This is a genomic window from Microbacterium profundi (assembly GCF_000763375.1).
In the GTDB taxonomy this organism is placed as follows: domain Bacteria; phylum Actinomycetota; class Actinomycetes; order Actinomycetales; family Microbacteriaceae; genus Microbacterium; species Microbacterium profundi.
Genome location: NZ_JPSY01000001.1, coordinates 1,074,051 through 1,098,902 on the forward strand (window position 1 = coordinate 1,074,051; position 24,852 = coordinate 1,098,902).

Below are 24,852 nucleotides of genomic sequence, written 5' to 3' on the forward strand. Positions count from 1 at the left end.
CCGAAGCCGACCGCACAAGTTTAGCCGATGCGCCTGAGAACACCCCCGTACGATGAAGCCGTGACTTCGCAATCCCCCACCGGCATCCAGATCCACCTTCAGCGCGGCGCCGTCACGGCGCAGATCGCCCAGGTCGGGGCATCCCTCCGCGGGCTCACCGTCGGCGGCGTCGATCTCGTCAGCCGGTACCCCGAGAACATCCCGACGCCGTCGTGCTCCGGTGTGGTGCTGGCGCCTTGGCCGAACCGGGTGCGCGACGGCGTCTGGGACGACGGCGGCACCACGCAGCAGCTCTCGATCAGCGAGCCGAAGCTGCACAACGCCAGCCACGGACTGCTGCGCTTCACCGCCTACGAGATCGAGCAGACGGATGCCGCCGCCACCCTGCGCGCGACGATCCACCCGCAGACCGGCTTCCCCTACGAGATCGCGACGACGGTCACGTATGCGCTCACCGACGCCGGCATCGAGGTCACGCACACGCTGACGAACCGATCGGATGCTGCGGCACCCGCCGCACTCGGCACCCACCCGTTCGTCACGATCGGCGATGCCGATCCGCACGACCTCGTGCTCACCGTGCCCGCCGCGACCCAGTTCGACGCCGACGAGCGGATGCTGCCCACCGGCACCTCCCCCGCACCGGCCGCACTGCGCGAAGGAGTGCGCCTCGGCGACATCGCGCTCGACACCGGCTTCACCGACCTCACGCGGGATGCAGACGGGTTCGTACGCCACTGCCTCACCGCACCAGACGGCCGCCGCGTCACCCTGCGCCAGGGCGAAGGCTTCGACTACGTGCAGGTGTACACGACCACGAATTACCCCGGCCATGATCTCGCGGTCGCCATCGAGCCGATGACGGCCCCGGCCGACGCGTTGAACAGCGGTCTCGGCATCCGTCGCCTCGCCCCGGACGAGACGTGGAGGCTCACCTGGGGCGTCGAGCTCAGCTGACGCGCAGCCGTCCCAGCTCCTGGGTGCAGCGCGTCAGCGCGACGTAGAGTCCGTTCCAGCCACGCGGCTCTGCGGCGATGCCGACGGCATCCACGAGCAGAGTGGCGTCCCATTCCAGCCCCTTCGCGTCGGTCGCAGAGAGCACCGTCGCGTCCGGAAGAGCCGCGCGCAGCGCGGCGAGGCGGTCGAGAGGCGCCACGACTCCGACCGTTCCGCCGCTCCAACGCGCTGACAACTCCTCGAAGAGCAGCGCAGCCTCAGCGGCAAGATCGCTCTCGTCGACATCGCGTTCCCACGGTTCGATGCCGGACGCCCGCACGGCCCGAGGCGGTTCGTTCTCACTTCCGGCATTGCGCAGCACGGGAGCGGTGAGCGCCATGACCTCGAGCGGAGTGCGATAGCAGATCGTCAGGCCGGCCTCAGTCCACTTCTTGCCGAATGCCGCGTCGACCGCCTGCGCCCAGGTCGTGTGCCGGTGCGGCGCCTCTGCCTGATCGATGTCGCCGACGGCCGTGATCGAACGCGAAGGACAGCGCCGCATCACCATCTGCCACTGCATCTCGGACAGCTCCTGCGCTTCGTCGATGACGACGTGCCCGTAGACCCAGTCGCGCTGCGAAGCAGCACGATCGGCGAGGAACTCACCCTGCGCCCGTCCGGATCCCTGGTCACCCAGCAGATCGGCGAGCGCGTCGATGAGCGGGATGTCGCTGCCGGCCCACCCGGTCGGCTCGCGGCGGACCGAGTCGCGCTCCGAGTCAGTGAGCTCCGGCGCCCACCGCCGCAGCAACGCGTCGTCGGCGAGCAGCCGGCGCAGCTCTGCCGTCGCATCCAGAGGCGGCCACCACTGGGCGAGCAGGTCAGCCAGGTCGCGGTCGATCGCGATCCGATCGCGCAACCGCTCGATGTCGTCCTCAGAGAGCAGTCCATCGACTTCGGCGCCCGTCGCGCCGGTCGCCGCAGCACGGTCATCGGAGCGCTCCAGCCCTGCGTCGACGTCGACGAGGATGTCCTCCAGGCCCTCCTCCATCCGCGCGAGCGTCTCTTCGCTGCGCTCGACGACGGCGTCGGTGAGCAGGCTGTGCACCTGCTCGAAGAAGACGGCCCGCGCCGCGTGGTACGAGCGTCCGGAAGTCGCAGAGGCGAGTACGCTCGCGATCCTCCGCCCGTCGAGCGTGTACTTCTCGCCCTCCCACACCAGCTCGAGTTCCCTCGGCTGCGGGACCAGCGACGCCGCATACTCCGACAGCGCCCGCTGCCAGAGCGCCCTGCCCTTGATCTCGGCGAGCACCCTCGGTTCATCACGCTCCACGCTGACGCCCGGCACCAGCGTGTCGCAGGTCGCGGAGACGACAGCCGTCTCACCGAGGCCCGGCAGCACCTGCGCGATATAGTCCAGGAACCGCATCGACGGGCCGAGTACCAGTACCCCCTGCGCAGCGAGGCGAGAGTGCGTGAAGAGAAGGTATGCGACCCGGTGCAGCGCCACCACGGTCTTGCCGGTGCCCGGTCCGCCCTGCACGACGAGCGGCCCGTGGGCGTCAGCGCGGATCACATCGTCCTGCTCACGCTGCAGCGTCGCCGCCGCCGTGCTCATGCGTCCGGTCCGGCGCTCGCCCAGCGCAGCGAGCAGTGCACCCTCTCCCACGAGCTCGCTGGCCACCGAGCCGTCGAGCGGCTCATCGTCGACGCCCACTACGGTGCGATCGCTCGTGCGGATGTGCCGGCGCTTCGCCTGCCCCTGAGGGTCCACCGCAGTCGCCGTGTAGAAGGCGCGCGCCGCCGGGGCGCGCCAGTCGATCACCAGAGGATCGTCATCCTCCGTGTCCGATGCGGGGATCCCCACCCGGCCCAGGTGCCTCACGGAATTGTCGAGCCCGTCGAGCCGCCCGAAGATCAGCCCCTGCTCGGCGTGCGACAGTTCTGCGCGACGCTGGGCCATCATGCGCATCCGCGTCTGCTGCACCGCATCCGCCGCAGGAGCCGCAAGGTCGGCATCGAGCTGCCGGAGGAGGTCGTCACGGCGCGTGAACGCCTCATCGAGGCTGACCTGTTCCTGCTCTACTGCTCTCTGGTTCGCGAGCTCGTCCTGGTCGGGCAGGGTGGTGAAGTCGTTCAGTGGCACTGACACTCTCTCTGTGTGCGCGGTCTACGGCTCTGTGCGCTCGATCTGAGATCAGCGCACTCGTCGCTGAACAACACCCGGTCGCGGACTATTCCAACGGGACTGCAAGACCATGCGGCCTCGCAGCCCCACGGATCAGCCTTGGTGCTCGCGCAGCTCGCGGCGGGTGAGCGGATGCTCGGACGCGTCGGTTTCGGACGCATCCCCTGCGGGAGCGTCGCCCCCTGTGTCAGGTCCAGCATCCGAATCGGGGGCCGTGCCACCGGCATCCGGCCCCGCCTTGCGAGCCCGGCGACGCTCCTTCGCCCCCTCGACGAGGTTGTAGAGCGTCGGAAGCACGATCAGCGTCAGCACGGTCGAGGAGACCAGGCCGCCGATCACGACGATCGCGAGCGGCTGCGAGATGAACCCGCCCTGCCCGGTGATCCCCAGTGCCATCGGAGTGAGGGCGAAGATGGTCGCGAGCGCCGTCATGAGGATCGGGCGCAGACGCTTCTCGCCTCCGGCCATCACCGCGTCACGCGTCGACAGACCCTTCTCCCGGTACTGGTTCACCAGGTCGACGAGCACAATGGCGTTCGTCACCACGATGCCGATCAGCATCAGCACGCCGATCAAGGATGCGACGCCCAGCGGCACGCCCGTGATGATCTGCAGCAGGATCGCACCGGTCGCCGCGAACGGCACAGAGACCAGCAGCAGCAGCGGCTGGCGCAGCGACTTGAAGGTCGCGACCATCACGACGTAGACGATCAGGATCGCGGCGAGCATCGCGAGCCCCAGCTGCGAGAACGAATCAGCCTGCTGCGACGCGACGCCGCCGACTTCGGCCGAGGCGCCGTCCGGCAGGTCGACCGCCTCGAGCGCGGCCGTGACCGATGCGGTCGCGGTCGCGAGGTTGTCCGACGCCGGCGGCACCGTGATCGTCGCGGTTCGGCGGCCCTGCTCGGTGGTGATCGAGGTCGGTCCCTCGCGCTGCTCGACGAGCGCGATGTCCTGCAGCGTGATGATCCCGCGCGGGCTGGGGATGGCCAGCGAACGCAGCGCATCGATCGTCGCCGGCGGCTCGGTAGCGGCGATGTACACCGTGAGGGCGGTGTCATCCAGCTCGACGGATCCGACCTGCTGCGGGCGCATCGTGCCCGAGACCAGCGTTCCCACTGCGACCTCCGAGAGCCCGTTGTCGGACGCCGCCTGTCGATCGACGACCACAGCGATGTAGGGCAGCGATGCGGCGAGGTTGTCGGTGACCGCGCCGATGCCGTCGCGTCCGTCAAGTTCTTCGGTGACTGCTGAGGTCGCCTCGGCCAGAGCCTCGGCGCTCGGCGCCGTGACGTTCACCTCGATGTCGCTCGATCCGAACCCTGCGGCGGCGTTCACGCTGATGTCGCCGACGTCTTCCAGTCCGTCGACAGCATCGAGCACATCGGCGCGAAGCTGCTCCTGATCGACATCCGCCGACGTCATGATCGAATAGGTCACCCCGGCTCCACCGGAGAAGGCGTCCATGAGTGACGAGCCGCTCGAACCGATCGACACCTGCACGTTCTCGATGCCCTCGACGCCGTCCAGCGCATCCTCGACGACGGCTGCCGCCGCATCCTTCGTCTCGAGGCTCGCCGTCGGACCGAGGTCCTGCGTGACGGTCATGGTGTTCTGGCCTGTGTCGCTGAGGAAGTTGATCTTCATCAGCGGCGCGGCGGCGAGCGTGCCACCGAGCACCACGACGGCGAGGATCACCGTGACGGCCGAGTGCTTCAGGGTCCAGCCGAGGATCGGACGGTACAGCTTCTGCAACGGCGTCGGCGGAGCATCCTGATGCTCCGGGTCGATCACGTTCCCGTTCTCGTCGCGCAGTTCCTTGCCTGGACGCAGGAACCAGTACGCCAGCACCGGGACGATCGTCAGCGCCACGAGCAGCGATGCGACCATCGCGATCGTCACCGTCATCGCGAACGGACGGAACAGCTCGCCGACCATGTCGCCGACGAAGACGATCGGCAGGAAGACCGCGACGGTGGTGATGGTGGATGCCGTGATGGCAGAGGCCACCTCACGCACCGCGAGGCGGATCGCATCGCCCTTGTCGGCATCGCCCACGTAGTGCCGCTTGATGTTCTCGATCACGACGATGGAGTCGTCGACGACACGACCGATCGCGATGGTGAGGGCGCCGAGGGTGAGGATGTTCAGCGAGTATCCGAACGCCTGCAGCCCGATGAAGGTGATCAGCACACTGGTCGGGATCGAGATCGCCGTGACCAGCGTCGAACGGATCGACAGCAGGAAGACGAGGATGACGATCACGGCGAAGACGAGCCCGAGCAGGCCCTCGGTGGCGAGTGTCTCGATCGACTGCACGATGAACGGCGCCTGGTCGAAGACGACGGTGAACTTCGCGTCGGGGAAGGTCTTCTGCAGCTCGTCGAGCTCGGCGATCACGCCGTCGGACACCTCGACCGTGTTCGCCGAGGGAAGCTTGGTGATCGAGATCGAGAGCGCGTCCTCGCCGTTCACGCGTGACAGCGACGACACCGGGTCGGACTCCAACGCCACGGTCGAGATGTCGGCGATCGTGGCATCCGTGCCCACCAACGGCAACGCGGCGATGTCGTCGACCGAGGTGATCTTGGCGCCGGTCTGAACTGTCAGCGTCTGACCGGCCTCGGTGATGTCGCCACCGGGGAAGAGCGTGCCGTTCTGCTGCAGTGCATCGCGGATCGCCTGGCTGCTCACGCCGGCCGCCGCGAGCTTGGCGTTGTCCGGCGTGATCGTGATGCGCTGCCCGATGCCGCCGACGATCTGTGCGGCATTGACACCGTCGACGTCTTCGAGGTCGGGGATCGCGACATTCTCCAGGTCGGCCTGAGCCGTCTCGGCGTCATCGAATCCGGTCACTGCGACCTGGATCACCGGGAAGTCGTCGATCGAGACCGACAGCACCTGCGGCTCGACCTCTTCAGGCAGCTGCGAGGAGATGCGGTTGATCGCCTGCTGCATCTTCTGCTCGGCGGTGGCGAGGTTCTCGCCGTAGGTGAGGGTGGCCTGGATGATCGACGAGTTCGTCGCGCTCGTCGCACTCGTGGACTCCAAGCCGGGAACGCCCTGGATCGCCGTCTCGATCGGCGTGGAGACATCGTTCTCGACGACCTCGGGTGATGCACCGGGGTAGGTCGTCATGACGATGAGCGACGGCAGCTCGAGCGAGGGGATGAGCTCCTGCTTGAGGTTCGTCAACGCGAGGCCGCCGAACACGGCGGCCACGATCGTGATGAGAGCGATCAGCGCGCGGTTGCGCAGGCTGAGGATGGCGAGTTTCGACACGGTGATCTCTCGGTTGTCTCTATGCGGTGGACTGCGGTGAAGGGGATGCTGCGGCGTCGGCGGTCCCGAAGATGCTGATGAGCGCCGCCTCGATGAAGCGCTGATCGAGCGGGTTCTCGTGGATCTGTGCGTGCCAGAGTACGCCGTCGATGAAAACGGCTGCGGCCTGCGCGCGGTCGATTCCGTGAACGGGGGCGAAGATCCCGACGAGTTCGTCCGACCACTGCTGTGCGAGCTCTCGCAGCCTCGGGTCGTGCACGGCCGCAGTGACGACGGCGCGATCGGCCTGGACTGCCGTCGCGTCGGCGAGGGCGGTGTGGATCAGTTCAGCCAGCAGGGCGGGGGTCGCGCCGCGCTCGGTGATGACCGCACGGATCTCCGTCATCCGCTCGGCCACGTGAGTGGCGAGCAGCTGGAGCGCGGCGTCTCGGAGGTCGTCGAGAGTCGCGAAGTACTGGGTCGTCGCACCGAGCGGAACATCGGCGCGGGCGGCGACCATGCGGTGGGTGATCGCGTCGACGCCGACCTCGGTGATGAGCTCGGCCGCAGCGGTGATGATGGCGAGTCGTCGCGTCTCGGGGTCGCGCCGGCGGCGGACTGCTTCAGCCATGGCTCTCCCCTCTGGACTGCTGTACATGTACTTTTGTACATTCTCGCATTTGTGAGGATGCTGAGCGCGGCTCAGGACGTCGTCGGGCGACCGACGCCGTCCGAGCTCAGAGCGCCGCGCCGATGGCGAGGCCCACGAGTGCCGCGATCACGGATGCCGCGAACGTGCCGATGAGGTGCAGCACGGACGCGGGTCGCTCGCCGTCCTTCCATAGGGCGATCGTGTCGAGCATCGCCGTGCTGAAGGTGGTGTAGCCGCCGAGCAGTCCCGCGCCTATCACGAACGCGGCATCCGGCAGCGCCGCGGTGACGACGCCGAGCACGAACGACCCGGTGATGTTCACGATGACGATGCCCCAGGGGAAGCGGCGACCGGCGAAGCGGCTGACCCCGACGTCAGCGGCGTACCGCAGCACCGCGCCGACACCGCCGGCCACGGACGCGAACAGGAAGATGAGCGGAGTCATCGGGCGTCCCTCGACTTGGCGATACGCATCCCGAGAACAGCGACTGCGACGCCGAGCGTCAGGGTGAGGATCGCGTACAGCCCTGCGAGCAACGGCGACTGAGCCCACAGCTGCACCGTGCCGACCGCGAAGGCGCTGTAAGTGGTGAAGCCGCCGAGGATGCCGGCGCCGAGGAACGTACGCATGTCCGAGTCGCCGGGAAGACGAACGGCGAGGATGCCGATCAACAGCGCACCGATGAGGTTCACCGCGAGGGTCGCGACAGGCAAGCCCCCGGCATCCGGGATCGACAGCGCCATCCCGAGCCGCACCGCGGTGCCGATCGTTCCGCCGAGCACGACGAGAAGCAGCCGACGGAGAGTCACGCGGCCACTCTAGCCCCGACATCGCATGTCCGCGGACGATGGGATTGTCAAGGCTGTTCCGGGTGTCTCCCGAGCGGCGTTGACTGAGCGACATGAAGCCGCTGTGGAAGATCGAACCCACCGCCTCGCTCGGATCGCCGTTCGAGCCCGGTGCGCGACATGACGTGGTCGTCGTCGGCGCAGGGCTCACCGGACTGTCGACCGCCGTCATGCTCGCCCGCAAGGGTCTCGACGTCGCCGTGATCGATGCGGGCGAAGTCGGCGAACTCACGACGGGCGCGAACACCGGAAAACTCACCCTGCTCCAGGGGCAGACGCTCGCGGGCATCCGCCGCCACCATCCGATCGGGCTCGTGAGGGCATACGTGGATGCCAACCGCGCCGGCATGCAGTGGCTGACCGAGTTCGCCGACGACGCCGGGGTCGGGTACACCCGGTGCACGGATCACACGTACGCGCAGGCCCCCGGCGGCCTCGACGCCGTCAGGGCCCAGCACTTCGCTGCGCGGGAAGCGGGATTGGCGACGCGGATCCTCCCGCCCGCCGAGCTGCCGGAGGCCCCGTTTCCGATCGTCGGCGCCGTCGCACTCGAAGATCAGGTGATGATCGACCCGATGCTCGTGGCTCAGGCTCTCGCCCGGGAACTGCTGGCCTCAGGTGGGGCACTGCACACCGGCATCCGCGCCACCGGCGCCCACGCCCTCCCAGAGCCACGGGTCGAGACCCCCGTCGGGCCGCTGTTCGCGCGCCACATCCTCCTCGCGACGGGCACGCCGATCATCGACCGCGGCCTCTACTTCGCGAAGACCCGCGGCCTCAGGTCGTACTGCGTCGCATTCCGCGTGCCAGGGGACGTGCTCGAGGGAACATTCATCTCCGTGGACGGCCCGAATCGGTCGCTCCGTCCGATCTCGAACGCCGACGGCCCTGCGGCCGCGGCACAGCTCATCGTCGGCGGGAACGGGCATCCGGTCGGACGCTCGGATGGTGAGACAGCGGCGATCGAGGATCTTGTGGCATGGACCCGCGAGTACTTCCCCGATGCCGAGGAGATCCGCCGGTGGTCGGCACAGGATTACGAGTCGCACAACCTCATCCCGTTCGTCGGCGCGATGCCGCGGGGTCTCGGCCGCATCCGGTTCGCCACGGGCTACGCCAAGTGGGGACTGTCGAATGCGCCGGCCGCCGCACTGCGTCTCACCGCGGAGATCCTCGGCACCGACCGGCACGACCGACCGCGTTGGATGACCGCGATCGGCACGCGGCTGACCATGCCCGCCGACATCGCGCGCGGAACGGCCGAGGGCGGCCGGGTCGCAGCTGCGGCCGCATCGGGATGGTCTCGCGCAGAATCGCGCTCTGTGCCGGTTCCTCGGCCGGCAGAGGGCAGTGGTGTCGTGGCCAACCGCGCGGGACTTCCGGTGGCGGTGTCGACGGTGGGGAGTGTCACGCGCGCCGTCTCGGCGGTGTGCACGCATCTCGGCGGCGTGCTCGACTGGAACGACGCCGAGTGCACGTGGGACTGCCCGCTGCACGCCTCGCGCTTCGCACCGGACGGCACCCGTATCGAGGGTCCAGCGCTGAAGGATCTGAAACTGCTGCCTCGTGAGGGCAGCTGACGGGTTCCGGTAGCGGCGCGGATCAGCTCTCGTGCCGGAGCCGTACGCCGTCCCACCCCTCCTGCGGCGTCTCGCAGTTCTCGCGATAGACGTACTGCGAGGGGTGCTTGCGCTCGCTGCTCGACCAGTCGATGGCCGGGCGACGCTGCTCGGGCGGCAGGTAGCCCAGGCGGTACACGGCCATCAGCTCCAGGTCATCCGGCACGTGCAGGAGGCGGACGATCTCGTCCCACCGACCCGGCACCTCCATCGGGAACGAGATGAACTGGATACCCATGCCGAGTTCGACCGTGGTGAGCCAGACGTTCTCCATCGCCGCGCCCATGCTGAACACCGAGTAGAACGACGACAGCTGTCCAGGGCGGTACTCGCTGCGGTCCAGCATCACGCCCAGCAGCAGCGGGGAACCCGCGACGAGCTTCCGGTTCTCCGCGCCCAGTGTCTTGGGCACGCCGAAGGTGTTCATGAGGGTCTGCCCCCGCTTCGTGAAGACCTGACCGGTGAAGGGGCGCAGCGGCGCCGGCAGCTTGTCGAACAGCATCCCGCTGCGCTTCTGCTCCATCTCGGCCTTGCTGAAGCGGAAGTACGGCTTGTACCGCTCGAAGAACGTGCCGTTCGACATCGCCTCGGTCATGCTCTCCCCCGAGATGCGCGCGATCTCATCGATCGTCTCGCGGCTCTCGATCACGACGAACCGCCAGGGCTGGCTGTTCAACTGCGACGGCGCACGCCCCGCGGCCTCCAACAGGATCCGCTGATGCTCCTCTGAGACGGGATCGGGCAGGAACGGCCCGTTCGTGGTCTTGCGGCGGCGGATGGCGTCGAGCAGTTCCATGCGATCACTTCCGGTCGGAGGCTCGGAGCGAGCGCACGACGCTCGCGACGAAGAAAGGGGCTGCCGCGAGCGCGACGAGCGGATGCCGGCGGCTGTGCGTCGGCACGTATGCGATCGCGGCGAGCGGCACGATGGACGGTACGAGCGCCAGCGCGGCATACCGGCTCGCGCGCCGCGGCCTGCCCCAGCACGCCGTGCTGAGCGCCGCGGCGACGGCCGTGCACGTCGTGATGTAGAGCGCATGGTGCAGCCATCGGAATCTGCGAGTGTCGACGAACCTCACTGCGACGGCCAGTCCCAGTGCGCAGTTCGCCGCGTAGCCGAGTGCCGCTGCCCCGAACAGCGGCGCCGTGTTCGTGGTGGTCGAGCGGCCGGGCATGCATAGACCCTACGCCCGGCATCCGTGTGGCCTACAGATTCGCCTCGGCGTAGATGCGCAGCGCGTCGCGGACGAACTCCGCCCCTCGCGTGCCGCCGTCGGCGGTGGCGTAGTTGGCTCCGAACCGCGGATCGGCGACGTACATCTCACCGAGTCCGGTCACGTAGCCCTTGACGTCGCTGCCCGATGCGGATGCCGGAGTCCCCGGCACGCTCGTCAGCCATTCGACGTGGCGCTGGGCGAGTAGCTGTGCTTCGTCGGATGCCGGGTCGGCCCCGCTCTCCGCGGCGGCGATCCAGTCGCGTCCGAGATCGGACACGAGCTGCTGCCATTCGGCACGCTCGGACTTCGAGAGTCCTCGCCACCAGCGGTCGCTGTCGGCGTACGCCTTCTTTCCCCAACGGTCCTCGACCTCGTCCTTGTACTGGGTGTGATCGAAGCCGTCGAACATGTTCTCGGCCATGAGGGGTCCTCCTTCTTTCAATGTGCTGATCGTGGTCTCGACCGACGCGATCTGCCGCGCCAGCCTCTTCTGCTCCTCGCGCAGATACGCGAGGTGCGTCTCGAGAGCGGATGCCTCCGCCGCCGCCCCGGTCCCTGAGCCTGTCGAAGGGTCCGTCGAGGCTTCGAGGGCCTCGGCGATCTGGGGCAGCCCGAGTCCGAGGGCGCGCAGCAGCAGAATCCGCTGCAGCCGGACGAGCGCGCTCTGGTCGTAGTGCCGGTAGCCGTTGTGCGCGATGCGCGACGGCGTCAGCAGACCGATGTCGTCATAGTGACGAAGCGTTCTGCTCGTCGTTCCGGCGTGGCGTGCGATCTCTTGGATCGACCAGTCCTGCGTGTCCACGGCATCCTCCCTTTCGTGTCGATATGACCAGCGTAAAAGTTGACGTCACGTCAATGTCAACCACATCTCTTGACAAACTCGCGATATATCGTGTTATTCTCTTCACACGCGATATATCGCGACTAATCCAACCTCAGGAGAGAACATGACCGAGAAGTGGCTCATCGCCCCCGGCGAGGAACGCGTCATCGACATCGCTCAGGCGACCCGGCTCAAGGTCGGCCTCGTCGGCGGACAGGTGGACGTCATCGCCCACGACGAACCAGGCATCCGCATCGAGGTGCACGGTGTCACAACCAAAGATCTCCGCATCGAATCCAACGGCGACGAGATCGAGATCGACCACCCGCAGCTGGGCTGGGACAACTTCCTCGAGGTGTTCCGCAACTTCGGCTCGGGCGGTCCCCGCGCAGAGGTCAGCGTCGCCGTCCCCCGCAGCATCGCACTGAACCTCGGTGTCGTCAGCGCGGGCGCGCTCATCTCGGGCCTCACCAACGACGCGCGGCTGAACACCGTCTCCGGCGACCTCATCGTCGACACCCACACGGGCGACCTGACCGTGAACTCGGTCTCCGGCGACGTGCAGGTGCGTGGGCTGACCGGCTCCGCGAACGCGAACAGCGTCTCGGGCGACGTCGCGATCACCGGTTCGGTGCGCAAGGCGACGGTCGACACCGTCTCCGGCGCGATCCTGGTGGATGCTGCGGGTGCTGTGAACACCATCAACCTGAACACCGTCGCCGGCAACAGTACGATCCGCCTCGAGGAGACGCTGCCGGCCAACTACGTGGCTCGTTCCATGAGCGGACGGATGCTGATCGACGGCGTCGACCGCGGAAACTCCGGCCCGACCAACTACACCGGCTCGACCGGCGAGCTCGCCGGCTCATTCGTCGACGTGCGCACCAACTCGGTCTCGGGCGACATCACCGTGCTCCGTCAGCCCATCATCACTGCGGCCGACGACGAGGAGTGGGACTCATGACCCCGGCCGTCTTCTCTCACGGTGACCTGCGCCTGTACCTGCTGTCGCTGCTCGCCGAGGCGCCGCAGCACGGCTACGGCATCATCCAGGCGCTCACCGATCGCACAGGCGGCACCTACACGCCCAGCGCCGGCACCATCTACCCGCGGCTCGCGAAACTCGAGGAGGAGGGGCTGGTCTCCAAGACTGTCGACGGTCGCACGACGATCTACTCGATCACGGATGCCGGTCGCGCAGAACTCACCGGCCGCGAGGGCGACCTCGCAGGCATCGAGTCCGATCTCGCCGACTCGGTGCGCCTGATCGCCAACGAGGTGCGTCAGAGCGTGCAGGACGCCATGAAGAGCCTGCGCGCCGACCTCGCCGCTGCGGCCAACGACGAGCGGACTGCGGCGAAGGGCCGCCCTCGGCCGACATCGTCTTCACTGCCGGATGATCGTGTGACGAGCCGTGAGGAGCTGCATCGCGCAGACGCGTCGATCAACGCGTTCCGCGCGCGAGTGCGCACCGATCTGCGCACGCATGTCGCTCGAGGCGGCGTGCTCTCGGCATCCACCGTCACCGACCTGGATGCCGCGCTGGATGCCGCGGCCCGCGCCGTCACGCAGGCTCTGAACTCCCCGTCAGCTGAGTGACGCTACTCGGTCCAGATCTCCTGCTGATCGTCGGGGACCGACTCCTCGAGCGGCACCACCAGCACTGAACGATGCTGACGGTGGGCGAGACGCGCGGCGACGGATCCGGTGAAGAACTCGCGGATCGACTCGCCGAGACCGCGCTTGCGCGTGCCGACCACGATGAGCTGCGCGTCGATCTTGTTCGCGAGCTGCTTGATCGCAAGGGCCGGGTCGCCGACGAGCTGCCGCGCGGCCCAGGTGAGGCCCTTGCCGTCGAGTTCAGCGGCCGCAGCGGCCTGGACCTCTTCGAATTCGGCGGCGCCGGCCTCGATGTTCAGGTCGATCGGCGCGGAATGCACGTAACCGTCCGGATCCTCGTATGTGACGAACCGAGTGACGTCCACGTGGGCGACGACGAGCGGTGCGCTGAGGAGGCTCGCGTAACGCGCGGCCTCCTGCAGCACGTGCACGGCCTGCCCCGGCTGCATGCCGACGATCACGGCCTTCTGCAGCGCGGCGTTCTGGGCCGTTTCGTCGGACGGGGAGGAGGCTGCATCTGTCATGTGAATCGTTCCCTTCACGTGCCGGCGAAGGCCAGCGCACCTGGCCCTCGTGCTATTCTGAATGCTACTCTTACCGGCCGCACGCCGGTGTCGTGAAACGCGTCGGGCACCTGATTGCCCGCGTCCTAACTCGTAAGGGGGTCTCGCGCATGGGCCGTGGCCGTCAAAAGGCGAAACACACCAAGATCGCCCGCGAACTCAAGGCGTACAGTCCGTCTTTGAACACTTCAGCGCTTGAGCGCGAGCTTGCTCATCCGACGGATGAAGACGCTTACGTCGACAAGTGGGCTGATGATTACGCCGACGAAGACGAAGACGAACTAGAGAAGGCCTGACCGCCTGATCTGACAACCCCCGTACGCCGTGCGGGGGTTTTGTCGTGCCCGGAACCGGGCCCGATGAGACAGCGCTCCTCACCAGCGCCCGTGCCGACGCTCCCAGGCGTCCTCGATCGTCTGCCGCCGACCGGCGATCAACCCGAACGGGATGGCGACGACGAGTACGGCGCCGATGATCAGCAATGGCACCAGCCAGTCGCCCGTCTGATCGTGCACGATGCCGAGCAGGAGCGGGAACGCAGCCGCACCGATGTAACCGGCGCTCTGCACGAAGCTGCTCAGGGCGACCGCCGTCTCGGGTGTGCGCGCGCGTACGCTGATCAGCACCAGCGCCAGCGGGAAGAGCACCCCGACGACGCCGAACAGCGCCACCCACAGCCCCACGAGGGCGATCGACGGCAGCATGATGAGCCCGGCAAGGCCCAGGATCCCGCAGACGACGGCGACGAGGAAAAGGGGCCTGGTCGCCTGGAATCGGACGACCAGCACCGGCACGACGAGCGACGCGGGCAGGCCCATGAACGCGAACAGTGAGAGCAGCAGCCCGGCGGCGGATGCCGTCACCCCCGTCCGGTCGATGAGAATGGTCGGCAGCCACGCGAAGGAGACGTAGGCCATCGTCGACGAGGTGCCGAAGACGACCGCGATCGCCCAGGCCAGAGGCAGACGGGCGAGCCGTGCGAACACTCGCGAGTTCGCCGGAGCGACGGCGATCGGGCCGGTGACGAGGGTCGCAGGCTCAGGTGCCTCGGCATCCGATGTCGACGTCTCGCGCATCGGACGATCTTCGCGAGTGGCCGCAACCGGCACGCCCTCGGTGCGCCCGCGCAGCAGCATGAGCATCCACGGGATGCTGCCGGCGAGCGCGAACACGCCCCACATCGCCAGCGAGAAACGCCATCCTGCGGCATCCGCCACCGGCACGGCGACCAACGGCGGGACGAACGTCGACAGCGCCATCGCCGTCGTGTACAGCGTCATCATCATGCCGAGCCGGTCGGGGAAATACTTCTTCACCAGCGGCGGCAGGAGGATGTTCCCCATCCCGACTCCGGCGAAGATCAGCGCGGTCGAGAGCAGCAGCGTGATCGCGTCGACCGAGAATCCGCGCAGCACGAGGCCGGCGGCGATCGCGATCAGAGCGATCACCGTCACCCGTTCGAGCCCCAGCCGGCGCTCGAACAGCGGTGTCAGCAACCCGAAGATCGCGAAGCACACCGGCGGCGCTGTACCGATGAGCCCGACCACGGCCGACGAGACCGGAAAGTCCGCCGCCACGTGATCGAACAGCGGTGACAGTGACGCCACGGCCGAGCGCAGCGAGAAGGCGCACAGCACAATACCGAGCACTGCGAGCGCCCGACCGTGCCAGAGCGGGCGCGACGCGGTCACGACGACTGTGAGCTCTCGACCCAGGACAGGTACTCGTCGGTGACGGTGCCCGTGACGTAGCGGCCGTCGAAGCAGCTCATGTCGAGGTCGGTGACGTCAGAGCCCTCGATGATCGCGGCCTTCAGGTCCTCGACCTCCTGGTACACCAGGTGGTCGGCACCGAGCTCGGCGGCGATCTCGGGGATCGTGCGGTCGTGGGCGATCAGCTCGTGCTTGGAGGGCATGTTGATGCCGTAGACGTGCGGGTACCGCACCGGCGGTGCGGCCGAGGCGAACGTCACGGAGAGGGCGCCGGCATCCCGCGCCATCTGGATGATCTGCTTGCTCGTCGTGCCGCGCACGATCGAATCGTCGATCAGCAGCACGTTCTTGCCCTGGAACTCGGTCGACATCGCGTTGAGCTTCTGGCGCACGCTCTTCTTGCGCACCGCCTGGCCCGGCATGATGAAGGTGCGTCCGACGTAGCGGTTCTTGTAGAAGCCCTCGCGGTACTCGATGCCGAGCTTGCGGGCGACCTCCATCGCCGACGGTCGCGCGGAGTCGGGGATGGGCATGACGACGTCGATCTTCTCGCGCGGCACGTGCTTGGCGATCGTGTCGGCGAGACGCTCCCCCATCCGCAGACGCGACTCGTACACGGCGATGCCGTTCATCGTCGAGTCGGGGCGGGCGAGGTACACGTACTCGAAAGCGCAGGGCGTGAGCGTCGGGTTCTCGGCGCACTGCCTGCTGAAGAGCTCGCCCTGGTCGGTGATGAAGACGGCCTCACCGGGAGCGACCTCGCGGACGACCTCGTAGTCGCCGTTCTCGAGCACCAGCGACTCGCTGGTGACGACCCACTCGTCGTGCTCGGCGCCGTCACGGCGCCCGAGGATCAGCGGACGGATGCCGTATGGATCACGGAACGCCAGCAGACCGTAGCCCGCGATCACGGCGATCACCGCGTACGCGCCCTCGATGCGCTCGTGGGTGCGGCTGACGGCTTCGAAGATGCGCTCTGGCTCGAGGTCGACGTCGCTCGTCGTCGCCTGCAGCTCACCGGCGAGCACGTTCAGCAGCAGCTCGGTGTCGCTGGAGGAGTTCAGGTGCCGACGGTCGCGCTTGGCCATGTCGGCGGTGAGCTCACGCGTGTTGGTGAGATTGCCGTTGTGGATGAGGACGATGCCGTACGGCGCGTTCACGTAGAACGGCTGCGCCTCCTCCTCGCTGGATGCGGTGCCCTTGGTCGCGTAGCGCACGTGACCGAGGCCCACGTTGCCGAGGAGGGAGCGCATGTCGCGGGTGCGGAAGGCTTCGCGCACCATGCCCTCTGCCTTGATCGTGTGCATGACGCCGTTGGGCTCTGCAGTGGAGATGCCGGTGGCATCCTGCCCGCGGTGCTGCAGCAGGAGGAGCGCATCGTAGATGTCCTGGTTGACCGGGCCGCCAGCGACCACTCCGACGATTCCGCACATGGGGTATTACTCTGCTCCATCCGCGTATGCGCCGACGAGACGCACCGCACCACCGTCGACGCCCTTGGCGCCTTCTTCGAATTCTCCGGCCGGGCGTGCCCCCGTACCGACGGTCGCGACCTGCCACGCGTGGATTCCCTCTGCGGCGAGCGCGGTGATCGCGGCATCCTTCTGACGCTGATCGATCACCGCGAGGAAGCCGATGCCGAGGTTCCAGGTGCCCTCGGTCGACTCGAGGCCAGTGCCGGAGATGTCGCTGAGCACGCGGAAGATCGGGCTCGGCGACCAGGTCGCACGGTCGACCTCGGCCCAGCTGCCCACCGGGAGCACACGGGCGAGGTTCGCGGCGATGCCGCCGCCGGTGACGTGGCTGAGCGAGTGGATGCTGCCGTCGGAGAGCGTCTCGATCAGACGCAGCAGCGGGAGCGTGTACAGCCTGGTCGGCTCGAGCAGCGCCTCGCCCCAGGTGGTGCCGAGGTCGGCGGCGTCGTCGCCGTAGCCGATGCCGGCGCCGGTGATGATGTGCCGCACGAGCGAGTAGCCGTTGGAGTGCAGACCGCTCGATGCGAGAGCCAGCACGACGTCGCCGTCCTGAACGCGGTCCGCGCCGAGCACGGCATCCGCCTCGACGATCCCGGTGGCGGCGCCTGCGACGTCGTAGTCGCCGGGGCCGAGCAGGCCAGGGTGCTCTGCGGTCTCGCCGCCGACCAGCGCCGTGCCGGTGGCGGTGCACGCGTCGGCGATGCCGCGGACGATGTCGGCGATGCGCTCGGGGACGACCTTGCCGCACGCGATGTAGTCGGTCATGAACAGCGGCTTCGCCCCCACCACGACGATGTCGTCGACGACCATCCCGACCAGGTCCTGCCCGATCGTGTCGTGCTTGTCGATCGCCTGCGCGATCGCGACCTTGGTGCCGACGCCGTCGGTGCTGGTCGCGAGCAGCGGCTTGGTGTAGCCGAGCAGAGCGGAGGCATCGAACAGTCCGGCGAATCCGCCGAATCCGCCGAGCACTTCTGGGCCGTGCGTAGCGCGCACGGAGGACTTCATCAGCTCGACGGCACGATCACCTGCAGCAGTGTCGACGCCGGCTTCGGAATAGGGATTGGTGGGGGAGGCAGCCACACCACAAGACTACCGGTGACCGAGCCTGCGATTCTCCGCGCGACCTCCATAGGATGGGGCCATGGCCGAGAAGCCGCAGTGGTTGATACGCGAGGACGCCGGGATGCCGACGCTCGTCGCGCTCGCCCTCAGGCAGATGCTCGGGATCCGGGAGCCGGAGGGCCTGCCGAGCCTGCGCGACCTGCAGGTGCGCGCACCGGATGCCGCCGACGCCAGCGCCCCGCTAGAAGCGCAGTGGCGCGACTACTGGGACATGGCGGTGGAGCCGCGTGCGCACCCCGCAGAGGGCCCGCTGGAGCTCGTCGACGGGTTCGACACCCTCGTCGCTCTGCCCGCCACCGGAGCCGAGGAACTGCGCGAAGCGATCACTCCGCTCGCGGCATCCGCGCTGCAATACGCCCGCGATGCCCACAAGCGGTATCTGGGAACGATGAAGACGGCCACCGGGGGCGGCGCGTACCGCGCCTATGCGAGCGCGATCGCCGAGTTCGAGCGCGAGATCGGCCGCCGCGCGCACTCGTTCGAGCTGAACGTGCAGGTGCTGCCGTTCTCGCAACGAGGGATCTGGTGGATCGGCGCACTCACGGTCGCCGTCACGGATGGGCTCAGACGCGACGTGGTCGCATTCGACGCCGCCATCCGGCCGATCATCGCCGAGCTCGCCTGACTTGATCCGACAAGGCGACGCCCCGGGGCGTTGAGCGAGCGTCAGCGAGACGAAACGCGTTGAGCGAGCGTCAGCGAGTCGAAACGAGTACGGTCAGTCCGCCGCGATGATCGTCTCGCGGTCGACGCGCACGACACGGTCGTGGCGACGGGCGAAACGCTCCAGGACGATCGCGGCGACGCCACCGAGAGCGAGGCCGATCGGCACCGTCCACAGCAGTGCGAATCCGAACACCTGACTGGGCGGGTAGACGACGTCGAGCGCCTGAGACGGCTCGTAGCCTCCGACCATGGTCAGGATGCCGGCGGCGATGATCCCGAGCACGACTCCGATGCCCATGAACACGCCGTAGCGGGGCACCCGCCTGACGGTCGCCTCGACGGTCTCGTGAGAATCGGTGGAGGACATGCATCCATTATCCCACTGTTCCGGCCCTCGCGGGAGCGTCACACCTGCCCGACGGCCTCGCGCTTCTCCGCCTGGAACGCGTCTTCGCGGCGGCCATAGGCCCAGTACGCGGACAGCGAGAGCTGCGTGCGCTCCACTCCGCGCTCATCGGTGAGGAACGGGCGAAGCTGCTTCATCGCGCCGCGCTCGCCGTGCGCGAAGATCTGCACCCGACCCGAACGCCACTCGAGAGCTCGCACGGCGTCGATGAGCTCGGTGGTCGTCCCGGCCTCACGATCACCGCGGTGCAGCCAGCGCACCTCGATCCCCTCCGGAACGGTCAGCGCGAGATGCTCGGCCTCGTCCTGCACCTCGAGCAGCACCGTGCCGACAGCATCCGCCGGCATCGCCTCGAGCGCCGCCGAGATCGCAGGGATCGCCGATTCGTCGCCGACGAGCAGATGCCAGTCCGCTGTCGCGTCTGGTGCGTAGCCGCCGCCGATACCGCCGAGAACCACCGGATCGCCCGGCTTGGCGCTCGCCGCCCACTGCCCCGCCACCCCCTCGTCGCCGTGCGTGACGAAGTCGATCCAGATCTGTCCACGGTCGAGGTCGAAACGGCGGATCGAATAGGTGCGCACCGACGGCAGCAGTTCGACGGGCAGCCTCTCCCGCAGCTCCTCCATGTCGTACGGCGGCGTCAGGTTCGCCTCCGCCGGCGCGAACTGCATCTTCGTGTAGGCGTCGGTGAAGCCCTTGTCCTCGACAGCCGCGATGCCAGGTCCGCCGGCGATGATGCGCACCAGGTGGGGTGTCAGCCGGATGGAATCGATGACCTCGAGCACGATCTGAGGACGGGGGCGCCGCTGAGGACGATCGGTGGTTGTCATGAGTCAATCCTCCCCGATGGCGGCGGACGCGGCATCCCGACGCCGCTTGACGACGACACCGGTGCCGACACCCGCGCCGACCACGAGCAGCCACGCCCAGATCGGGAACCCTCCGGTCTCCGCCGAGATGGTGGCCCCGCGGCGTAGCGCAGGGCGGTGGCGCCCAGTCGCTGAGCGACCAGCTCCCGCGGCCCGAAACGGGCTGAGCGGAAAGCTCCCGCGGGTCGTTGAGCGAGCGCAGCGAGACGAAACGGGCTGAGCGACCAGCTCCCGCGGCCCGAAACGGGCTGAGCGACCAGCTCCCGCGGGTCGTTGAGCGAGCGCAGCGAGACGAAACGGGCTGAGCGACCGAAGGGAGTCGAAGCCTCTCCGACGGCGTTTCGTCTCGCCTGCGGCTCGCTCAACGCGTTTCGTCTCCGGGGGCTGCGCCGCCTGCGCTCAACGACCCGCGATACCGGGGGCTGCGCCGCCTGCGCTCAACGACCCGCGATACCGGGGGCTGCGCCGCCTGCGCTCAACGACCCGCGAGTGTGCGACCGCTACGGACGCAAGGGCATCAGATCCGACAGATCTGCGCGCGTGCCGGATGCCTGCACGCGACCTGCGGCGACGACCTCTTCCCAGGTCTCGACACCCGTGGCGAGATCGATCCAGGTCGCGGCATCCATCTCGATGACATTCGGCGGCGTGCCTCGAGTATGGCGGGGACCCTGCACGACCTGCACCGCGCCGAACGGCGGCACCCGCACCTCGACGCTGTTGCCAGGCGCCTTCTCATCGAGCAGCTGCAGCAGGTAGCGCACGGCCGTCGCGAGCGCGGTGCGCGCTGGCTTCGTGTCCGCGGTGCGGGACACGCGCACAGCATCCAGCGCGTCGCGCCCGTCGCTCACATCGATCTTCCTGGCCACGGGATCAGCCTACGACGACGCGCGCGGCGGGCAGCGGCCACGCTCTTCGGGCGCCGCGTATGCTCGAAAGGATGAGTGTCTCGCAGCATCCGGAGGGCGCCCGCGCCGCGTTGCTCGCCGCCGCGCGGTCCGACAGCTGGGGCATCCTGCCGCAGCTCGCCGATCCGCACACGGCTCGAGAGTCCGCCGTCCTGATCCTGTTCGGAGTGCTCGACAGCACTCCGGCCCCGGTGATCGATGCGGCAGTCGCGAAGGATCTCGACGTGCTGCTCCAGCGACGCGCATCGACTCTGTCATCGCATCCTGGCCAGGTGTCCTTCCCCGGCGGAGGGCGCGAAACGGCCGATGCGGACTTCGTCGCCACCGCGCTGCGCGAAGCGGTAGAAGAGACCGGCCTCGACCCGGACGGGGTAGAGATCCTCGGAGTACTCCCCGAACTCCCCCTCGCAGCCAGCAACCACCTCGTCACGCCGGTGCTGGGCTGGTGGACGAAGCCGTCGAAGGTCGCCGCCGTCGACCATGCCGAGACCGTCGAGGTGTTCCGTGTGCCGGTCGCGCAGCTGCTCGACCCCGCGACGCGCTTCACCTCGGTCATCACCCGCGACGGGTTCCGCTTCAGCGGACCGGCGTTCGACGTCGATGGCACGATCGTGTGGGGATTCACGGCGATGGTGCTCGACCGCCTGTTCGACACCTGCGGGTGGACCGTGCCATGGGATGAGAGCGACGAACGTCCTGTGACCGTCTGACGGGGCTCGACCGGCTCGGTAGTCTGGACGGGTGAAGATCCTCGTCCTCGGTTCCGGTGCCCGTGAGCACGCGATCATCCTCGCCCTGAAGGCAGAGTCAGAGCAGGCGGGCGGTGCGAAGCACGAGATCGTCGCCGCGCCGGGCAACGCGGGGATCGCGCAGGATGCCGCGCTCGCCACCGTGGACCAGCTCGACGGCGGCGCGGTCACGACCTTCGCGAACGAGAACGGGATCGACCTCGTCGTCATCGGCCCGGAGGCTCCACTCGTCGCCGGTGTCGCGGATGCACTGCGCGAACGCGGCATCCCGGTGTTCGGCCCCGGCAGGGCCGCCGCGCAGCTGGAGGGCTCGAAGGCCTTCGCGAAGCGCGTGATGGAAGCGGCATCAGTGCCGACCGGACGCGCCGTGCGCGCAGCATCCGTCTCCGACGTCGAGAAGGCGTTCGACGATCTGGGCGCACCGTACGTCGTGAAGGCCGATGGCCTCGCGGCCGGCAAGGGCGTCATCGTCACGTCGGACCGCGCCGAGGCACTCACCCACGCATCGCACTACCTTCCGCAGGGACCGGTGCTGATCGAGGAATTCCTCTCAGGTCCCGAGGTGTCGCTGTTCTTCCTCTCCGACGGTGACACCGTGCGCGCACTCAGCCCTGCACAGGACTTCAAGCGCGCCTTCGACGGCGACGAAGGCCCCAACACCGGCGGCATGGGCGCGTATTCGCCACTGCCGTGGCTCGACGAGCAGTTCGGCAGCGAGCAGGCTTTCGTGCAGCAGGTCACCGACCAGGTCGCGCTGCCGGTGATCCGCCAGCTGGATGCCGAGGGCACACCGTTCATCGGGCTCCTCTACGCGGGACTCATCCTCACCGACAAGGGCATCAAGGTCATCGAGTTCAATGCCCGCTTCGGCGATCCTGAGACCCAGGTCGTGCTGCCGCGTCTGGTGACCCCGCTGTCCGAGTTGCTGTTCGCCGCGGCATCCGGAACTCTCGAAGACCAGCCGGACCCCGTGTTCTCGGGCGACGTCGCGATCACCGTCGTGCTCGCGAGCGAGGGCTATCCCGAGGCGCCGCAGACCGGCCGCCAGATCTCAGGGCTGTCGGATGCCGCGAGCGTCGAGGGCGTGCGGATCGTCCACGCAGCCACCGCCGGACCGGATGCTCCAGGCGGCGATCTGCTCGCCACCGGAGGCCGCGTGCTGAACGTGGTCGCCGTCGGATCAGACTTCGCCGTGGCCCGCACCCAGGCCTACGACGCGATCGGCCGCATCGGCCTGGACGGTGCGCACTTCCGCAGCGACATCGCCGCCCGCGTCGCGGAGTAGCACGCGGACCGGGCTCGCCCGCGCGAGGCTTCGACCTCAGTCGGCGAGGCTGAAGCTCTGCGGCAGGATCTCGGGGCTCAGCGCGAGCTATCGATCGTGCCCGTGCAGCAACGCAGCGACCGAGATGTCTTCATCGAGCTGAGGCCAGTGGATTCCTTCGCCTTCACCGATCAGGCGCCAGTCCGAACGCTGGGTCGGGCTCGCGGCAGAGAGTAGCGGGAACCAACTCAGCGGGGCGCTGACAGTGCGACCGTCCTTCACCCGCACGCGCACCTCTTCGTCGTCAACCACCACATCGATAACGACAGCGCCATCAACGGAAGTGCTCATGCCACGCCTCCTCGATCTGTTCGCGATGCCCGCGACGCGCGCGCGGCCAGGTGCTTCGGCCGACGCAGCACCAGCATGGCGGCGACGCCCAGCAGGATGACGGCCGCGGGCAGCAGCATGGTCTGCGCCATCGCATCCGCGAACGGCCCGGCGACAGCATCCGGCATCTGACCCCCACCGAATCCACCCGTGGCATCCGAAGCGCCGGGCAGGTTCGTCTCGAGGCGGTTCTGCATGAATGCGGCGATCGCGGCCGAGCCGAGAACCGAGCCCACTGTGCGCATCGTGTTGTAGATGCCCGAACCTGCGCCGGCCTGACGCGGCGGCAGGTCACGGGTGGCAGTCGTGGCGAGCGGACCCCACATACCCGCGTTGCCGAACCCGAGGATCAGCGACGGGACCAGCAACCAGCCGATAGGGATCTCGGTGTTCATCATCGTGGCGAACAGGAACAGCGAGATCGATACGAGCAGCAGCCCCGGCACGAGCATGAGGCGCGGGTCGATCCGATCGAGCAGCTTGCCGGCGAACGGGGAGATGACGCCGGCAGCGATCGCCATCGGAATCAGCAACAGGGCGGATTCGGTCGGAGTCAGCCCGCGAGCGAGCTGCAGGAAGAACATCAGCGGCAGCCCCTGCGCGGTCACCGTGAATCCGACGATCGCGATCGTGATGTTCGACCAGGCGAAGTTGCGGTTGCGGAACAGCTCCAGCGGGACGAGGGGCTCGTTCTTCGTGCGCGACTGGTACCAGAGGAAGAGCACCAGCACGACGACGCCGGTGATGATCAGGCTCCACACCGAGATCGGACCCCAGATGACGCCCCAGTCGTACGCCTCCGCCTCCTGCAGTCCGAAGACGATGAGGAACAGGGCGATCGCGCTGAGGAAGACGCCTGGCACGTCGAAGCGGTGCTTGTGCGTCTGCAGCTTCGGCACGAGGATGCACGCCAGGATGAACCCGATGACACCGACCGGCAGGTTGATGAAGAAGATCCATTCCCAGCCGAGACCGTCGACGAGGAATCCGCCGGCGAGCGGCCCGACGAGCATGGCGACGCCGGATGCTGCGCCCCACAGCCCCATCGCCGCGCCGCGGCGCTCCGGCGGGAAGGTGCGGGTGATGACCGCCATCGTCTGCGGCGTCAGCAGCGCCGCACCGAGTCCCTGAACGGCGCGAGCCCAGATGAGGCCGTCCAATGTCGTCGACAGACCGCACCACAGCGAGGCGAGCGTGAACACTGCGAGGCCGATGAGGTAGAGGTTCTTCGGTCCGAAGCGGTCGCCCAGCCGTCCGGTGATCAGCAGCGGCACCGCATAGGCGAGCAGGTAGGCACTCGTCACCCACACGACGCGGTCGAGACTGTTCGAGGTCGGATCCAGCGCTTCCTTGATCGCAGGGTTCGCGACCCCGACGATGGTCGTGTCGACGAGGATCATGAAGAATCCGATGACCATCGCCCAAAGGGCCGGCCATGGGCTGCTCGGACGCTGCCCGGTGGCGTAGGTGCCGGTGGAAGGGCCGGAGGATGCCGAGGAGTCAGTCACCCGGCAACGCTACACCCGGCCTCCGACACCGAGGCTCCGTGGATCAGGCGCC

25 protein-coding genes are annotated in these 24,852 nt (G+C 68.1%); 8 read left to right on the plus strand and 17 right to left on the minus strand.

Annotated features, from left to right (window positions below; genetic code table 11):
* Positions 1 to 60 precede the first annotated feature (60 nt).
* On the plus strand, positions 61 to 957 hold the full coding sequence (locus tag JF52_RS0105025; protein ID WP_200880948.1) for an aldose 1-epimerase family protein: 897 nt from the start codon (positions 61 to 63) through the stop codon (positions 955 to 957).
* Here JF52_RS0105025 and JF52_RS0105030 read toward each other — a convergent pair.
* From JF52_RS0105030 to JF52_RS0105050, 5 genes are all read right to left on the minus strand, one after another.
* The gene (locus JF52_RS0105030) at positions 950 to 3,082 is read right to left on the minus strand and encodes a HelD family protein (protein WP_084595773.1); all 2,133 of its coding nucleotides are present in this window, start codon (positions 3,080 to 3,082) and stop codon (positions 950 to 952) included. The genes JF52_RS0105025 and JF52_RS0105030 overlap by 8 nt on opposite strands.
* 135 nt (positions 3,083 to 3,217) lie before the next feature.
* Positions 3,218 to 6,406: an efflux RND transporter permease subunit gene (locus JF52_RS0105035; RefSeq protein ID WP_033105279.1), complete on the minus strand. Its 3,189-nt coding sequence runs from the start codon at positions 6,404 to 6,406 to the stop codon at positions 3,218 to 3,220.
* 19 nt (positions 6,407 to 6,425) lie between these two features.
* A complete protein-coding gene (locus JF52_RS0105040; RefSeq protein ID WP_033105280.1) occupies positions 6,426 to 7,016 on the minus strand; it encodes a TetR/AcrR family transcriptional regulator in 591 nt (196 codons plus the stop codon).
* A 106-nt stretch (positions 7,017 to 7,122) separates the two neighbouring features.
* Complete coding sequence (locus JF52_RS0105045) at positions 7,123 to 7,482, minus strand: fluoride efflux transporter FluC (protein WP_033105281.1); 360 nt, start codon at positions 7,480 to 7,482, stop codon at positions 7,123 to 7,125.
* Entirely contained in the window at positions 7,479 to 7,847 is a 369-nt protein-coding gene (locus JF52_RS0105050; RefSeq protein WP_033105282.1) for a fluoride efflux transporter FluC, read from the minus strand. The genes JF52_RS0105045 and JF52_RS0105050 overlap by 4 nt, the downstream gene beginning before the upstream one ends.
* A gap of 92 nt (positions 7,848 to 7,939) precedes the next feature.
* Here JF52_RS0105050 and JF52_RS0105055 point away from each other — a divergent pair, with 92 nt between their 5' ends.
* A complete protein-coding gene (locus JF52_RS0105055) occupies positions 7,940 to 9,466 on the plus strand; it encodes an FAD-dependent oxidoreductase (RefSeq protein ID WP_033105283.1) in 1,527 nt (508 codons plus the stop codon).
* Positions 9,467 to 9,488: 22 nt separating this feature from the next.
* Here JF52_RS0105055 and JF52_RS0105060 read toward each other — a convergent pair whose 3' ends face one another.
* The 3 genes from JF52_RS0105060 to JF52_RS0105070 are packed head-to-tail and all read right to left on the minus strand — an operon-like array spanning position 9,489 to position 11,524.
* Entirely contained in the window at positions 9,489 to 10,301 is an 813-nt protein-coding gene (locus tag JF52_RS0105060; protein WP_033105284.1) for a nitroreductase family protein, read from the minus strand.
* 4 nt (positions 10,302 to 10,305) lie between these two features.
* Positions 10,306 to 10,680, minus strand: a complete 375-nt coding sequence (locus JF52_RS0105065; RefSeq protein ID WP_052166762.1) for a hypothetical protein — start codon at positions 10,678 to 10,680, stop codon at positions 10,306 to 10,308.
* Between the two features lie 31 nt (positions 10,681 to 10,711).
* Complete coding sequence (locus tag JF52_RS0105070; RefSeq protein ID WP_033105285.1) at positions 10,712 to 11,524, minus strand: MerR family transcriptional regulator; 813 nt, start codon at positions 11,522 to 11,524, stop codon at positions 10,712 to 10,714.
* A gap of 145 nt (positions 11,525 to 11,669) precedes the next feature.
* Between JF52_RS0105070 and JF52_RS0105075 the strand changes: the two genes are divergently transcribed.
* Together JF52_RS0105075 and JF52_RS0105080 are read left to right on the plus strand one after the other, a co-directional pair.
* Positions 11,670 to 12,509, plus strand: coding sequence for a DUF4097 family beta strand repeat-containing protein (locus tag JF52_RS0105075; RefSeq protein WP_033105286.1), 840 nt, complete (start codon positions 11,670 to 11,672; stop codon positions 12,507 to 12,509).
* Positions 12,506 to 13,144, plus strand: a complete 639-nt coding sequence (locus JF52_RS0105080) for a PadR family transcriptional regulator (protein ID WP_033105287.1) — start codon at positions 12,506 to 12,508, stop codon at positions 13,142 to 13,144. Before JF52_RS0105075 ends, JF52_RS0105080 begins: the two co-directional genes overlap by 4 nt.
* A 2-nt stretch (positions 13,145 to 13,146) precedes the next feature.
* On the opposite strand, the gene JF52_RS0105085 is transcribed toward JF52_RS0105080, so the two are convergent.
* Entirely contained in the window at positions 13,147 to 13,689 is a 543-nt protein-coding gene (locus JF52_RS0105085; RefSeq protein ID WP_033105288.1) for a universal stress protein, read from the minus strand.
* Positions 13,690 to 13,838: 149 nt separating this feature from the next.
* Between JF52_RS0105085 and JF52_RS0105090 the strand changes: the two genes are divergently transcribed.
* The gene (locus tag JF52_RS0105090) at positions 13,839 to 14,024 is read left to right on the plus strand and encodes a DUF3073 family protein (protein ID WP_033105289.1); all 186 of its coding nucleotides are present in this window, start codon (positions 13,839 to 13,841) and stop codon (positions 14,022 to 14,024) included.
* A 78-nt stretch (positions 14,025 to 14,102) separates the two neighbouring features.
* Here JF52_RS0105090 and JF52_RS0105095 read toward each other — a convergent pair whose 3' ends face one another.
* The 3 genes from JF52_RS0105095 to purM are packed head-to-tail and all read right to left on the minus strand — an operon-like array spanning position 14,103 to position 17,998.
* Positions 14,103 to 15,419, minus strand: a complete 1,317-nt coding sequence (locus JF52_RS0105095) for an MFS transporter (RefSeq protein ID WP_033105290.1) — start codon at positions 15,417 to 15,419, stop codon at positions 14,103 to 14,105.
* Positions 15,416 to 16,873 carry an amidophosphoribosyltransferase gene (gene purF, locus JF52_RS0105100; protein WP_033105291.1) on the minus strand — a complete coding sequence of 486 codons (1,458 nt, stop codon included), beginning with the start codon at positions 16,871 to 16,873 and terminating at the stop codon, positions 15,416 to 15,418. The genes JF52_RS0105095 and purF overlap by 4 nt, the downstream gene beginning before the upstream one ends.
* 6 nt (positions 16,874 to 16,879) lie before the next feature.
* Entirely contained in the window at positions 16,880 to 17,998 is a 1,119-nt protein-coding gene (purM, locus tag JF52_RS0105105; protein ID WP_033105292.1) for a phosphoribosylformylglycinamidine cyclo-ligase, read from the minus strand.
* A gap of 61 nt (positions 17,999 to 18,059) precedes the next feature.
* On the opposite strand from purM, the gene JF52_RS0105110 reads away from it, so the two are divergent.
* Positions 18,060 to 18,665: a hypothetical protein gene (locus JF52_RS0105110; protein WP_033105293.1), complete on the plus strand. Its 606-nt coding sequence runs from the start codon at positions 18,060 to 18,062 to the stop codon at positions 18,663 to 18,665.
* 93 nt (positions 18,666 to 18,758) lie between these two features.
* Here the strand turns inward: JF52_RS0105110 and JF52_RS0105115 are convergent, their stop codons facing one another.
* The 3 genes from JF52_RS0105115 to JF52_RS0105125 form a co-directional block, all read right to left on the minus strand.
* Positions 18,759 to 19,073, minus strand: coding sequence for a hypothetical protein (locus JF52_RS0105115; protein ID WP_033105294.1), 315 nt, complete (start codon positions 19,071 to 19,073; stop codon positions 18,759 to 18,761).
* Positions 19,074 to 19,111: 38 nt separating this feature from the next.
* The gene (locus tag JF52_RS0105120; protein ID WP_033105295.1) at positions 19,112 to 19,942 is read right to left on the minus strand and encodes a siderophore-interacting protein; all 831 of its coding nucleotides are present in this window, start codon (positions 19,940 to 19,942) and stop codon (positions 19,112 to 19,114) included.
* Positions 19,943 to 20,481: 539 nt separating this feature from the next.
* Positions 20,482 to 20,850, minus strand: coding sequence for a sterol carrier family protein (locus JF52_RS0105125; protein ID WP_033105296.1), 369 nt, complete (start codon positions 20,848 to 20,850; stop codon positions 20,482 to 20,484).
* Between the two features lie 71 nt (positions 20,851 to 20,921).
* On the opposite strand from JF52_RS0105125, the gene JF52_RS0105130 reads away from it, so the two are divergent.
* Together JF52_RS0105130 and purD are read left to right on the plus strand one after the other, a co-directional pair.
* The gene (locus JF52_RS0105130) at positions 20,922 to 21,599 is read left to right on the plus strand and encodes an NUDIX hydrolase (protein ID WP_033105297.1); all 678 of its coding nucleotides are present in this window, start codon (positions 20,922 to 20,924) and stop codon (positions 21,597 to 21,599) included.
* Positions 21,600 to 21,630: 31 nt separating this feature from the next.
* Complete coding sequence (gene purD, locus JF52_RS0105135) at positions 21,631 to 22,923, plus strand: phosphoribosylamine--glycine ligase (RefSeq protein WP_033105298.1); 1,293 nt, start codon at positions 21,631 to 21,633, stop codon at positions 22,921 to 22,923.
* Positions 22,924 to 23,010: 87 nt separating this feature from the next.
* On the opposite strand, the gene JF52_RS0105140 is transcribed toward purD, so the two are convergent.
* Entirely contained in the window at positions 23,011 to 23,253 is a 243-nt protein-coding gene (locus tag JF52_RS0105140; RefSeq protein ID WP_033105299.1) for a DUF2442 domain-containing protein, read from the minus strand.
* Positions 23,250 to 24,710 carry a DHA2 family efflux MFS transporter permease subunit gene (locus JF52_RS0105145; RefSeq protein WP_084595584.1) on the minus strand — a complete coding sequence of 487 codons (1,461 nt, stop codon included), beginning with the start codon at positions 24,708 to 24,710 and terminating at the stop codon, positions 23,250 to 23,252. Before JF52_RS0105145 ends, JF52_RS0105140 begins: the two co-directional genes overlap by 4 nt.
* Positions 24,711 to 24,852 lie beyond the last annotated feature (142 nt).

What these genes read in the sequence shown, in the direction of transcription:
- JF52_RS0105040 (WP_033105280.1), bottom strand. Translation starts at nt 7,016, where the DNA reads ATGGCTGAAGCAGTCCGCCGCCGGCGCGACCCCGAGACGCGACGACTC.
- JF52_RS0105045 (WP_033105281.1), bottom strand. Translation starts at nt 7,482, where the DNA reads ATGACTCCGCTCATCTTCCTGTTCGCGTCCGTGGCCGGCGGTGTCGGC.
- JF52_RS0105055 (WP_033105283.1), top strand. Translation starts at nt 7,940, where the DNA reads ATGAAGCCGCTGTGGAAGATCGAACCCACCGCCTCGCTCGGATCGCCG.
- JF52_RS0105060 (WP_033105284.1), bottom strand. Translation starts at nt 10,301, where the DNA reads ATGGAACTGCTCGACGCCATCCGCCGCCGCAAGACCACGAACGGGCCG.
- JF52_RS0105065 (WP_052166762.1), bottom strand. Translation starts at nt 10,680, where the DNA reads ATGCCCGGCCGCTCGACCACCACGAACACGGCGCCGCTGTTCGGGGCA.
- JF52_RS0105075 (WP_033105286.1), top strand. Translation starts at nt 11,670, where the DNA reads ATGACCGAGAAGTGGCTCATCGCCCCCGGCGAGGAACGCGTCATCGAC.
- JF52_RS0105080 (WP_033105287.1), top strand. Translation starts at nt 12,506, where the DNA reads ATGACCCCGGCCGTCTTCTCTCACGGTGACCTGCGCCTGTACCTGCTG.
- JF52_RS0105085 (WP_033105288.1), bottom strand. Translation starts at nt 13,689, where the DNA reads ATGACAGATGCAGCCTCCTCCCCGTCCGACGAAACGGCCCAGAACGCC.
- JF52_RS0105090 (WP_033105289.1), top strand. Translation starts at nt 13,839, where the DNA reads ATGGGCCGTGGCCGTCAAAAGGCGAAACACACCAAGATCGCCCGCGAA.
- purF (WP_033105291.1), bottom strand. Translation starts at nt 16,873, where the DNA reads ATGTGCGGAATCGTCGGAGTGGTCGCTGGCGGCCCGGTCAACCAGGAC.
- JF52_RS0105110 (WP_033105293.1), top strand. Translation starts at nt 18,060, where the DNA reads ATGGCCGAGAAGCCGCAGTGGTTGATACGCGAGGACGCCGGGATGCCG.
- JF52_RS0105115 (WP_033105294.1), bottom strand. Translation starts at nt 19,073, where the DNA reads ATGTCCTCCACCGATTCTCACGAGACCGTCGAGGCGACCGTCAGGCGG.
- JF52_RS0105120 (WP_033105295.1), bottom strand. Translation starts at nt 19,942, where the DNA reads ATGACAACCACCGATCGTCCTCAGCGGCGCCCCCGTCCTCAGATCGTG.
- JF52_RS0105130 (WP_033105297.1), top strand. Translation starts at nt 20,922, where the DNA reads ATGAGTGTCTCGCAGCATCCGGAGGGCGCCCGCGCCGCGTTGCTCGCC.
- JF52_RS0105140 (WP_033105299.1), bottom strand. Translation starts at nt 23,253, where the DNA reads ATGAGCACTTCCGTTGATGGCGCTGTCGTTATCGATGTGGTGGTTGAC.
- JF52_RS0105145 (WP_084595584.1), bottom strand. Translation starts at nt 24,710, where the DNA reads ATGGTCATCGGATTCTTCATGATCCTCGTCGACACGACCATCGTCGGG.